This is a genomic window from Psychrobacter sp., from assembly GCF_035469765.1.
In the GTDB taxonomy this organism is placed as follows: domain Bacteria; phylum Pseudomonadota; class Gammaproteobacteria; order Pseudomonadales; family Moraxellaceae; genus Psychrobacter.
This window is the reverse complement of sequence record NZ_DATIRM010000133.1, coordinates 1-12521: the sequence shown is the minus strand read 5'-3', so window position 1 is coordinate 12521 and position 12521 is coordinate 1. Positions and strand designations below refer to the sequence as shown.

Annotated in this window: 11 protein-coding genes and 1 tRNA gene; 7 read left to right on the top strand and 5 right to left on the bottom strand. The window is 42.2% G+C overall.

What is annotated here, in order from left to right:
• Nucleotides 1–358 precede the first annotated feature (358 nt).
• A complete protein-coding gene (locus VLN09_RS03870; protein ID WP_325243876.1) occupies nucleotides 359–1693 on the top strand; it encodes a valine--pyruvate transaminase in 1335 nt (444 codons plus the stop codon).
• A gap of 40 nt (nucleotides 1694–1733) precedes the next feature.
• On the opposite strand, the gene VLN09_RS03865 is transcribed toward VLN09_RS03870, so the two are convergent.
• The 3 genes from VLN09_RS03865 to hisB all read right to left on the bottom strand — a co-directional run bounded on the left by VLN09_RS03865 (nucleotide 1734) and on the right by hisB (nucleotide 3620).
• Nucleotides 1734–2126, bottom strand: coding sequence for a hypothetical protein (locus VLN09_RS03865; protein WP_325243875.1), 393 nt, complete (start codon nucleotides 2124–2126; stop codon nucleotides 1734–1736).
• Nucleotides 2127–2300: 174 nt separating this feature from the next.
• Nucleotides 2301–2945, bottom strand: a complete 645-nt coding sequence (gene hisH, locus VLN09_RS03860) for an imidazole glycerol phosphate synthase subunit HisH (protein WP_325243874.1) — start codon at nucleotides 2943–2945, stop codon at nucleotides 2301–2303.
• The gene (hisB, locus tag VLN09_RS03855; protein ID WP_325243873.1) at nucleotides 2946–3620 is read right to left on the bottom strand and encodes an imidazoleglycerol-phosphate dehydratase HisB; all 675 of its coding nucleotides are present in this window, start codon (nucleotides 3618–3620) and stop codon (nucleotides 2946–2948) included. It abuts the gene before it with no gap.
• Between the two features lie 344 nt (nucleotides 3621–3964).
• Here hisB and VLN09_RS03850 point away from each other — a divergent pair, with 344 nt between their 5' ends.
• From VLN09_RS03850 to VLN09_RS03830, 5 genes are all read left to right on the top strand, one after another.
• Nucleotides 3965–4387 (top strand): hypothetical protein, encoded by a 423-nt coding sequence (locus VLN09_RS03850; protein WP_325243872.1) that lies wholly within the window; start codon nucleotides 3965–3967, stop codon nucleotides 4385–4387.
• Nucleotides 4388–4509: 122 nt separating this feature from the next.
• Nucleotides 4510–4585 (top strand) — tRNA-Phe (locus VLN09_RS03845).
• 179 nt (nucleotides 4586–4764) lie between these two features.
• Entirely contained in the window at nucleotides 4765–5256 is a 492-nt protein-coding gene (locus tag VLN09_RS03840) for a DUF4385 domain-containing protein (protein WP_325243871.1), read from the top strand.
• A gap of 232 nt (nucleotides 5257–5488) precedes the next feature.
• Nucleotides 5489–6166, top strand: a complete 678-nt coding sequence (locus tag VLN09_RS03835; protein WP_325243870.1) for a phosphoglycolate phosphatase — start codon at nucleotides 5489–5491, stop codon at nucleotides 6164–6166.
• 110 nt (nucleotides 6167–6276) lie between these two features.
• The gene (locus VLN09_RS03830; RefSeq protein WP_325243869.1) at nucleotides 6277–8043 is read left to right on the top strand and encodes a formate--tetrahydrofolate ligase; all 1767 of its coding nucleotides are present in this window, start codon (nucleotides 6277–6279) and stop codon (nucleotides 8041–8043) included.
• 12 nt (nucleotides 8044–8055) lie between these two features.
• On the opposite strand, the gene VLN09_RS03825 is transcribed toward VLN09_RS03830, so the two are convergent.
• Nucleotides 8056–9606, bottom strand: coding sequence for a YifB family Mg chelatase-like AAA ATPase (locus tag VLN09_RS03825; RefSeq protein WP_325243868.1), 1551 nt, complete (start codon nucleotides 9604–9606; stop codon nucleotides 8056–8058).
• 414 nt (nucleotides 9607–10020) lie between these two features.
• Between VLN09_RS03825 and hemN the strand changes: the two genes are divergently transcribed.
• Nucleotides 10021–11565: an oxygen-independent coproporphyrinogen III oxidase gene (gene hemN, locus VLN09_RS03820; RefSeq protein ID WP_325243867.1), complete on the top strand. Its 1545-nt coding sequence runs from the start codon at nucleotides 10021–10023 to the stop codon at nucleotides 11563–11565.
• 239 nt (nucleotides 11566–11804) lie between these two features.
• Here the strand turns inward: hemN and VLN09_RS03815 are convergent.
• Nucleotides 11805–12521 (bottom strand): esterase-like activity of phytase family protein (locus VLN09_RS03815; RefSeq protein WP_325243866.1); only part of this gene is annotated, 717 nt, incomplete at its 5' end.

Sequence of the window (12521 nt, the reverse complement as noted above, 5' to 3'; positions counted from 1 at the left end):
TTCTTATTATTAGGGCGTGTCCTCATTTTAAAAATGGAGATAAAAATGAGATAAATTGCAGTCAAACAAGGAAAGTAGTGCTGTTAATATCGGGATATTACCTAGCTATTTGACGATGTTTGACAAAATTTAGCCATTTTTAGCCCACTTAGATGTCCATCGATTGAATTGAGGATACGCTCTAGTAAACGTTTTCAAAATTTAGGTTAGCTTGAGCATTATTTAGCTTAAGCTAACCTATTTTTTAGTTTAGTATTAACCTCTTTAAATTTTGCTATTTGCTATCCTGTTTTTTAAATAATACATCTCATATCACTTTATATTCTCTTATAATCCTTTATAACAGCATGGTAGCCTTATGAAATTCTCGAAGTTCGGTCAAAAATTTACCCAACCTACTGGTATCTCGCAATTGATGGATGATTTGGGTGATGCGCTAAACAGCGATAAACCGGTCAATATGCTTGGCGGTGGTAATCCTGCCAAGATTGAAGCGGTCAATGAGCTGTTTCTAGAGACTTATAAAGCGCTTGGTAATGATAACGATACGGGTGAAGCCAATAGTAGCGCGATTATTAGCATGGCGAATTACTCCAATCCGCAAGGCGATGCTGCCTTTATTGATGCTTTAGTCGGCTTCTTTAATCGTCATTATGATTGGAATCTAACGGCAGAAAATATTGCTCTGACCAATGGCTCACAAAATGCCTTTTTCTACTTGTTCAATTTATTCGGCGGAGCGTTTCCTGACGAACAAAACCAGTCGGTAGACAAATCCATTTTACTGCCATTGACCCCTGAGTATATTGGCTATAGTGATGTGCATATTGAAGGTCAGCATTTCGCTGCTGTACTGCCGCATATCGATGAAGTGACTCATGATGGTGAGGAAGGTTTCTTTAAATATCGCGTTGACTTTGAGGCGTTAGAGAATTTACCAGCGCTAAAAGAAGGTCGCATCGGCGCTATCTGTTGCTCACGTCCGACCAATCCTACGGGCAACGTCTTGACTGATGATGAAATGGCGCATTTAGCTGAGATTGCCAAGCGTTATGAGATACCTTTGATTATTGACAATGCTTACGGCATGCCGTTTCCCAATATCATTTATTCTGACGCGCATCTCACTTGGGATGACAATACAATTCTCTGCTTTAGCCTGTCTAAAATTGGCCTGCCTGGTATGCGTACGGGGATTATCATCGCTGCTCCTAAAGTCATTGCGGCTGTTAGCGCCATGAATGCAGTGGTCAATCTCGCGCCGACGCGTTTTGGCGCGGCGATTGCCACGCCACTAGTCAAGAACGACCGTATCAAGCAGCTATCTGATAATGAGATTAAACCCTTTTATAAGCAGCAAGCAAATACTGCCGTACGCTTATTAAAAGAAGCGTTGGGCGATTATCCACTAGCAATTCATAAGCCTGAAGGCGCGATATTTTTATGGTTGTGGTTTAAAGACTTGCCGATTAGTACGCTTGAGCTGTACGAGCGCCTCAAAGAAAAAGGTACATTAATAGTTCCAAGTGAGTACTTCTTCCCCGGTGTCGACGTCAGTGACTACCAGCATGCACACGAGTGCATTCGTATGAGTATCGCTGCTGATGAGCAAACACTGATTGACGGTATTCGAGTGATTGGTGAAGTAGTACGTGAGCTTTATGATGCAGCTAAAAATAACAAAGCATCATAACTTCAATGATAAAAATAGTTAAATAGCAAAAAAAACGGACTTATGAATAGTCCGTTTTTTTCTGTCGTTTGATCATAGGTTTGACTGTATTGATTGATTGAAAAATCTTTGTCCATACGGTAAATCCATAGAGTATATAAGACAGCAGACAGGTATTAATCAAATCATGAATGCTTGCCTTTATCTCTGCAGGCCCTAAATCTGAGATACCTAGCTCTGTAATCGTATGCCGATTGTCCAAATACTCACCCAATAAAGCGATAGCCGTCACCATTATTAAAGCAATAAATGCTCTGACACTGTACTTCTTAAAAATTGGACGCATCAGGATTAAGCTTAATAGATAAACGCTGATGCCAACATAAATATGTAAAGCATCTTTTTCCAATCCTGTGGCACTGATGACGCCGTTCTTGAAAATATAGAAATCCACTATTTATTCCACATATAAGAGAGTAGGAAGTAATTAAGCTTAAAATAAGAAGAAAAAAGAGTTTTCGACCATGCAAACTCTCTTGCGCGAGGGCGAAGTAGTGCTTTTTTCCTTCCTCGCTCAGGTTGCGCCTTTGCCAACCTGAATACTTAACCAAATATTTAATACCTATTTTTAAATATCCCAATCCACAAAATTCTTTAATAGCTGTAAGCCTGCGGTATGGCTTTTTTCTGGATGGAATTGGGTGGCAAATAAGTTATCTTGCAAGATACTGGCACAGAATGGCTGACCATAGTCGCAAATAGCAGCCACTTGCGAGCTATCTGCTGGCTCGCAGTAATAGCTGTGCACAAAGTAAAAATGCGCCTTGTCTTCGATACCATTCCATAATGGATGCTCAAAATCCATGCCACTAATAGTATTCCAGCCCATATGCGGTACTTTAATCGTTGCGCCCTGCTCGTCTTTCCACGTTGGGTCAAACGCTGCTACGCTGCCATCTAAGACACCCAAACACGCTGTACCACCATTCTCAGCTGACTGCTCAAACAACGCCTGCATGCCAACACAGATAGCCATGACAGGCTTATTAAATATAGATTGACGTATGAACTCGTCAATACATGACTCATGCATGCCAGAGATACAATCACGCATGGCACCAACACCTGGGAAGAAAATCTTATCTGCTGCCGCAACCACTTTTGGATCATTGGTGATAGAGACTTCCGCCCCTACCGCTGACAATGCTTTGCTGGCTGAGTGCAAATTACCCATACCATAATCTAATAGTGCAATCTTCGTGGCTCGACTCATCTAAAACGCCTCTTTGGTCGATGGCAAGGTATTTAGCGCACGCTCATCGTATTCACAAGCCATACGTAGGGCACGAGCAAAAGCTTTAAAGGTAGATTCGATTTGATGATGACTATTTTTGCCTTTGAGATTGTCTAAATGTACCGTCATCCACGAATGATTCACAAAACCGTAGAAAAATTCACTAAATAAATCGACGTCAAAAGTGCCGACATGCGAGCGCGTAAATGGAATCTCCATATGTAAACCAGGACGCCCTGATAAATCAACCACTGCACGCGTCAATGCCTCATCGAGTGGCGCATAAAAATGCCCATAACGACGGATGCCTTTTTTATCACCCAAAGCTTTATTGAATGCTTGCCCAAGCGTAATGCCCGTATCTTCAACACTGTGGTGGTCATCAATAAAGGTATCGCCCGTACATTTGATGTCTAAGTCAAACAAACCGTGACGCTTAATTTGGTCAATCATATGATCTAAAAACGGTACGCCAGTGTCCACAGTACCTTGACCCGTACCATCAAGATTGACCGTACAGGTCACTTGCGTCTCAGCAGTAATACGCTCAACAGTCGCGATACGTTCAGGGCGACCATGCAAATTTAGATTTTGCGTAGGATTTTGCTCAGTTGTATTGGATATATTGGCTGTCGTCGTTAAATTGGCGGTCATGGCTACTCTCTATAAATGAAAAGCGGTCAATAAAATAGGGCGAAAAACGCCCAATATATTCTTACTAGCGTCTAAAATAGATAATAAAACAATCAAGCTAAAAATAAGTTCAATGCTTATTCAAAAATTCTGTTCAACAAGCCAAAATATGAGCCTTGATGCATACAAAACCTTGTCTATCTTCATCATAGCAAACCCTACGATTTACTGCCATGACCAAGCAGTAAACCACGCACAAAATTGCCTCATTCTGCTAAAATAGTGCATTCAGTATTATCAATCATTGCGCCCTGCTCATTACATCATGCCATATAAACATTTGAAACATTTAATAGGAAGCCACGATGCCTTTAGAAGCGATTGCCATTAACGACTTGCAAACTCCTTTGATGAAAAAGCCGACTCGTAAAAATGAATTGGCCGAGCGCTTACAAGCATTGTATGACACAGATGACAATCAACCGGATGGTGCTGAAGTACTGGCTATTATTGAGCAAGGCTTTAAGCGTGGTCAATATCTGTATGTCGGTATGTTTAATGACAAGCCTATTGCCGCAGTTGCCTGCTTTGATGATGGGCAGACCGATGCCAAACGCTTACAATATCTGACAGTACACACCCAAAATCGTGGTCGTGCGATCGATGCTAAGTTTATCAAACTGGTCTATGATGCTGAGGTCAAAAAAGGCGTGCGGCAATTTGTCCCTGTTGATGCCGATATTCATCGTATTATGACCGAATACGATCTGCTACGTGTGAAAGACTGATTTTAGCTTAAAAAACCTTATTTCGATAAATAGTTCATTATTTTTGCTCTTTTATCACATATAATGTAAAAAACTCTTGACAGCAACCGCTATATTTAGTTTAATAGCGCCTCAACGAAGACGGCTCGATAGCTCAGTCGGTAGAGCAACGGATTGAAAATCCGTGTGTCGGCAGTTCGAACCTGCCTCGAGCCACCATTCGTTAAAGAGTTCTAAAAAGCCCCAAACATAACTGTTTGGGGCTTTTTTTATGTCTGCAATAATAGCTAACTTCTATTAATTCCTACTTTCACTGATCTATAACATATCTGTGTTACATTTGAATCGTATAGGCTCTTTATACTAAGGCTATCTATGGATAGCCGATAGGTAAGATAATGAGAGAATTTGATTATGACTTGGATTATAAGAATTTAGATTTGCGCGTACAGCCTGAGCTCTATCGTGTCGGTCGCGGTGAGCAAGGGGTGCTACTGGTAGAGCCTTATAAGTCTGAGATATTGCCACACTGGCGCTTTGCTACTCCTGATAACGCCACAGAAAGCAGCGATATCATTTATCAGATGTTTCTAGATTATCTAGCAGCCGATGATTTTGTCGGTGCTGATATGGCACGCAAGTTTATACAAATGGGTTTTACCCGCGCCCGTCGCTATGCAAACCATAAAGGCGGCAAAAAATATAAAGGGGCTGTCCCTGATGATAAAAAAGGTCAAAGCGGCGCTCATGGTCGTGAAGAGCTACCTCGGCAAATCGAAGACCCTATCAAGGCAGAGTCGGCACGTATCTTTAAAGAAAAATGGGACTTGTGCCGCGAAAATAAAACCTACCTAGCTATGAAGGCTAAACACCGCGAGCGCTATAAATAGATTGGCAAAATTAAGACTCACTGTTTGCTTATGCTATAGTTAAAATACCTTAAAAACGCTACGGTACTGCTGGTATAAATTTTTTGCAGCCTCTGTCTGCGTAGGTACAGCAAGCAAGAAAAATTGATATCAGCAGTACGTTATGTATCGATATTGCTTTTCCCTGACTATATGGTAATCACAATCAAACAAGTATCAATAAAAAATGTAGCACTTTTAACTGGCGGAAATAATGGATAAGCAACTTTTAATTTTTGATTTCGATGGCACTCTGATTGATAGCGTGCCAGATTTGGCTGATGCGACCAACGCGATGCTGACCACCCTTGGCAAAACGCCCTATCCTCTCGATAGCATTCGTAATTGGGTCGGTAATGGCTCAAGGATGCTTGTTGAGCGTGCCTTGGTTGGTAAGATAGAAGTTTTAGAAGGTGAATTAACCGAAGAAACCGTTGACCATGCTGAACAAGTATTTTTTGATGCTTATAAAAATATCAGTGGAAGTAAAACCGTCGCTTACCCCAATGTCGATAGTGGGCTCAGAAAGCTACAAGCGGCAGGATATAAGCTGGCATTGGTCACCAATAAGCCGATTCGTTTTGTGCCAAAAATATTACAATCCTTTGGCTGGCAAGACTTGTTTAGCGAAGTGCTCGGCGGCGATAGCTTGCCTACTAAAAAACCAGACCCCTCGCCGTTATTACATGTCTGTGAGGCGTTGAATGTTATTCCAGAAAAAGCAATCATGATTGGTGATTCAAGAAACGATATCGTAGCAGGACAAAATGCCAATATGGATACTCTTGGACTGTCTTATGGCTATAATTATGGGCAAGATATCCGTGAGCTCAACCCTACCGAAGCCTTTGATGACTTTGCCTCTTTGGTTGCCTATATTTTAAAAAATTAGACATCTAATAGCTGAAAGCTAACTGGTTCATACGCTTTTAAGCAAGCCGTGAAGCCTTTTAGATAAATATCTATTCTCACTAATTTGTACCGACTCAAGAGACTGTTTATATGACCGTACCTAGCGATATTGCTATTGCCCAAAGCGCGACCTTACAATCAATCACTCTCATCGCTGAAAAACTTGGTTTATCGACAGTCAACATCGAACCTTACGGACATTATAAGGCAAAGATTAATCCAGATGATGTATTTGCTATGCCCGCAAAAGCTAAGCACAGCAAATTAATATTGGTTACCGCCATTAATCCAACACCAGCAGGTGAAGGCAAGACGACGGTTACTATTGGCTTGGCTGACGCATTAAACCGTATACATAAACAGCAAAATAGTGGTGAGAAAACGGTGGTCGCTATCCGTGAACCCTCTATAGGGCCAGTGTTTGGGGTTAAAGGTGGTGCAGCGGGTGGCGGTTACGCACAAGTACTGCCGATGGAAGATATTAATCTACATTTTACGGGCGACTTTCATGCGATTGGGGCGGCAAACAACCTGTTAGCGGCGCTGATAGACAATCATGTTTATCAAGGTAATGAGTTAAATATAGACCCAAAACAAGTGTTTTGGCGGCGCGCAGTGGATATGAATGACCGCCAACTGCGTAATATTATCAGTGGCATTGGCAAGACTACCGACGGCGTGATGCGTGAAGATGGTTTTGATATTACCGTTGCCTCTGAGGTCATGGCTATCTTTTGCTTAGCGACAGATTTGAGCGATTTAAAACAGCGTTTAGGCAATATCTTAGTCGCCTTTAGCAAAGACAAACAGCCTGTCTATGCAAAAGATCTCAACGCACATGGAGCAATGGCGGTATTACTAAAAGAAGCCATTAAACCCAATCTCGTGCAGACGATTGAAGGCACGCCAGCTATCGTACATGGTGGACCGTTTGCCAATATCGCCCATGGTTGCAACTCTGTTATTGCAACCCGCGTTGCTATGCATTTGGCAGATTATACGCTTACCGAGGCAGGCTTTGGTGCAGACCTTGGCGCGCAGAAATTTTGTGATATTAAATGCCGATTGTCAGGTCTCACGCCAGATGCTGCCGTTATAGTGGCGACCATCCGAGCGCTAAAATACAATGGCGGTGTCGCTAAAGACAAGCTCACTATTGAAAACTTGCCAGCGCTTGAGCAAGGTCTGCCAAACCTCATGAAGCACATAGAAAACATGCAAGAGGTGTATGGTCTACCGGTAGTAGTCGCTATCAATCACTTTGTTAGTGATACCGATGCCGAGGTCGATTTGGTTCAACAAGCTTGTATGAAAAAAGGCGTAGAGGTTGCTCTAACCCAAGTATGGGAAAAAGGCGGTGTTGGTGGTGAAGCCTTAGCAAATACCCTACTCAAGCTATTTGATGACAGTATTGAAAACAATAGTATGGAGAATAGTAGCGCTCAAGATGAATACTCTCAAAATAATAGCAATCAGACTAGCCAATTCCGTTTGGCTTATGACAGTGATGATAGTATCGCTGATAAAATTCGCACGGTTGCCCAGCGTATTTATGGGGCAGATGATATTGATATCAGCAGTTCAGCTCAAGCCAAAATATGCCGCCTAGAAGCATTAAATCTCGATAAGATGCCTATTTGTATCGCCAAAACACAGTATTCGCTTAGTGATGATGCCAAACTGCTGGGACGACCTACTGGTTTTAATATCCATGTACGTGATATCAGCATCTCCTCTGGTGCAGGGTTTATCGTCGTGATTTGTGGGCCTATCATGAAAATGCCCGGTCTACCTAAGTGCCCTGCAGCTGAACATATTGATGTTGATGAAGCAGGAAATATTACTGGGCTTTTTTAACGAAAACATGAATCACTTACTACGATAACTGAGCGCTTCAGATACATGGGCGCTCGTGATATCAGCACTATCAGCCAAATCAGCAATCGTCCGTGCAACGCGTAATACCCGATGATAGCCACGAGCAGATAAATTCAGCCTTTGCTGGGCAAGCTGTAATAGCTGCTGCTCGCCCGCGCCTAACTGGATATATTTGTCTATCTCGCTTGGGTTTAGCTCGTTATTGACTTTTTGCTGTCGTATTAATTGGCGATTATGTGCTGCAGATACTCGCACACGTACTTGTTCAGAGGTTTCACCTGCCTGCGTATTTTGTAAGTCAGCAATCGGTAATGCCGGTACGGTGATATGCAAATCAATACGATCAAGTAGTGGTCCTGATAGCTTATCTTGATAGCGTTTAATCTGCTCAGGACGGCAGCGACACCGCCCTGAGCCATCGCCGTCATAGCCACACGGGCATGGATTCATCGCCGCCACCAGTTGAAAATTTGCCGGAAAAGTCATCTGCGAGTTGGCACGGCTAATGGTAATTTGTTTCGCCTCTAATGGCTGGCGCAGCACCTCTAACACCGTACGGTCAAACTCAGGCAACTCATCAAGGAATAATACACCCTTATTAGCAAGGGTAATCTCACCCGGTTTGGGACGTGAACCCCCACCGACCAAAGCAACAGCTGATATCGTATGGTGAACTTGTCTAAAAGGCCGTGTGCCATAATCATAATCACTATCTGCAACCGAATAGGTACTGGCGACCTCTAATGCATCCTCCGCACTCAAATCTGGCAAGATAGTTGGCAGGCGTGACGCCATCAAGGTTTTACCCGAACCCGGTGGTCCTGTAAATAACAGCGAATGACCACCTGCTGCGGCAATCTCTAAGGCGCGCCGCGCATGATGCTGTCCTTTGACGTCTGCCAAATCTACTTGATAGCCTATATGCTGCTGGGTAGGACTTGGCTCTACTGCCGTTAAACGCTCATCCAAAAGACTGCTATCAGTGAGCGACTGCAAATGATTACATACTGCCTTTAAGTTTGTCGCTGCCAATACGGTTATTCCTTCCACACGGCTTGCCTCTGCCCCATTGATGGTTGGGACAATTAATTGCCGTGTTGGTGACATCACCTGTTCATTATCTTTTAAAATTTGTGCCGCCAATACCTTAGCTTTCATCGCTCTTGCAACCGCCAAGCTACCGCTTACTTGCCGCAGCTCACCGTTGAGCGCCAATTCGCCGATAAACTCAAATCCTGCTAGCACCTCTGGATCTAATTGATCACTGGCTGCCAAAATACCAATCGCAATCGGCAAATCAAGGCGAGCACCATCCTTTGGTAAGTCAGCGGGTGCTAAATTAATCGTTAATCGTCTATTAGGAAACTGAAATCCAGAGTTGAGTATCGCTGAGCGCACTCTATCCTTACTCTCACGTACCGCCGCTTCTGGCAGACCGACTATGGTCAACGCAGGCAGTCCTTGCGATAGATGTACCTCAATGATAACTTCAGGCGCATGCAGCCCGACGACTGAGCGGGTATAGACTTGAGCAAACGACATAAGCCTTTCCTATATAGAGATTTATCGATAATAGAGGATTATTAATAAGTGAGCAAATGTTGTTTTTTATTTTTAATTTACTTAAAAAATATTGTCAGTGAGATTCTTTATAGCCCAATCATACAACCTTATGGGTATATACCAAAACCGCTGACTATGCCACTATAAGCTATGATTTGTTATAATGGTTATTACTTGTTCTAGTGGTCATTTTTTACAACTTGTTTAATAAATATAGCCAGTGAGAATCAACAGATGAGCTAACCATTACATCATTATTGATAATGAGCTCAACTCCTCATTATCGAACCGTTATTGTTATCATCGCTATTAGCAACGCCATATTCGACTCAAAAAAGCCATACACTGATTAAGCAATATGGCTATTGGCACAGTCACCACGAGGAATCTTGCATGTCAGAACCATTCGATACTCATAGCACAGCTGAGCACTCACTTAACGCAAACGAGCAGCCTACTACCGTACGCCCTGTGACGCAGCCGGACAACCCATATGCCAGTACTCGTGGCAGCATTAGTACTAAGCAGCTACCAGCATTTGATGAAGAGATCATCAATAAATACAATCGTTCAGGACCGCGCTATACCTCCTATCCGACTGCTTTAGAGTTTTCACCGATGCCAGAGGAGCTTGAGACAAAAATCCTGCAAGAACGCGAAGCTCATGCGCCACTATCGCTCTATTTTCATATCCCTTTTTGCCGTCACCTTTGCTATTACTGTGCTTGCAATAAAATCATCACCAAAAAGAACAGCGATGCAGGTGATTATTTAGAATACCTTATTGCTGAGATTAAGCATAAACGCAGCTTATTAAAATTACCAGAAGACGGCAAAAAACCACTGGTTAAACAGCTACATTTCGGTGGTGGTACGCCAACGTTTTTACAAGATAATGAGTTGATACAGTTGTGGGAGTTTTTACAGACGCAGTTTGAGTTTTTACCAGAAGACCAAGGTGATTATTCTATCGAAATTGACCCACGCGAGCTCAGTAGCGAAACTTTAAAAGTGTTGCGTAGCTTGGGCTTTAATCGTGTGAGCTTGGGTGTACAAGATTTAGATGAGACTGTACAAATTGCCGTCAATCGTGTTCATTCCGCAGAATTGATTGAAAATGTATTGGCAGAAGCGCGTGAGCTAGGTTTTCATTCTATTAATATCGATCTGATTTATGGTTTACCGCATCAAACCCCAGCAACATTAGATAAAACCGTACGCCGTATCATTGAGATGTCGCCAGATCGCTTGTCGGTATTTAATTATGCTCATTTACCTGAGCGCTTTAAATCTCAACGACAAATTAAAGATGAGGACTTACCTACCCCAGCTGCCAAGCTCACCATGCTCGGTAATACCATCAACACCTTAACCGAAGCAGGCTATCAATATATTGGTATCGATCATTTCGCCAAACCTGATGACGAGCTTGCCGTTGCCCAACGTGAAGGAAAATTACATCGTAACTTTCAGGGCTATACCATCATGGGCGACTGTGATTTATTGGGGTTTGGCGTCTCTTCCATCAGCCAAATTGCAAACGCTAATAACAGCTATATCCTACAAAATCATACCGATTTGCAGGTTTATAAAGACAATATCGATGCGGCACGTAGCAATCCTACCATCATGCCAGCGGTTAACGTGATTAAAACCTCTATCAAAGATCGCTTACGTGAATATGTCATTATGAATTTATTATGTCATGACTATATGGATTTTAGAGACATCAATCAGAAATTTGGTATCGATGCGGTTACCTACTTTATCGATGAGATTCAACAACTAGATGATATGCAAAAAGACCGTTTGATTGATATGGATGCTGCCGGTATCCGCGTCCTGCCAAGAGGACGCTTATTGGGTCGCAACGTAGCCATGGTATTCGATGAATATCTGGAAAAGAAACATAAAAACCGTTTCTCAAAAGCTATCTAAATAATTAGCTTCTTAAATAAAATATCAGTAATAAAAGAGACCTCAATCGAGGTCTCTTTTTGGCTAGCGATAAAGATTGTAACTTATCTCTAACTATTCATATAGTTAAAATACCTTAAAAACGCTACGGTACTGCTGGTATAAATTTTTTGCAGCCTCTGTCTGCGTAGGCACAGCAAGCAAGAAAAATTGATATCAGCAGTATGTTATGTATCGATATTGCTTTTCCCTGACTATATCTACTCAGTTGGCATCACAAGATAAAGCCGATTGGCATCTTCTATGGTTTTTTCTGCATCTAAATATTTTTGCTCAACCGTACTCTTTGCATCGACTATCTCTGTATCTGTCATCGCAAAGTCATCATCATTAAGTAAACCTAACGAGCCATCTTGCCGTAACCATAACCCTTCAAGCTTATCATGCGGATAATCTAGTGTAGTAAGCACATCAACAACCAAGGTTTTTTTAACAGGCTTAATAGCCATCTCTTGCAGTATTTGCCAGTTTTCTTCATTTTCTGCTATCAATTGCTCAAGCGCTTGCCCATTGATAGTCAAGCCAAGATTTTCATCTTGTTTGATACTTTCATTACTTAGCATATCTTCAATATTATTTGCCTGAGAGAGGTCAATTTTATAGATAAGTTTTTTTGCCGCTTTATCCTGTAATGGAAACTTACGGTCATGCTCAATCAGATAAAACTCATGGTCATTAATAGCAACGATTCCTGACGCCACATGCTTTGCATTATCTAAACGATATAAATATTGTGCTATTTGCCCTGAGATTAAATTAATAGTAATAATGCGTACCAAGCTAGACAGACGCCCTGACTTATCAAGATTGTCCATAGAGGATTCCATGATACCCACAAGCGTGCTTTGGTCTGGCGTAATGGTTAATGCTTCCATACCGCGATTGGCTCGGCGTTTGGTAAACTCTGCCGGTAATAA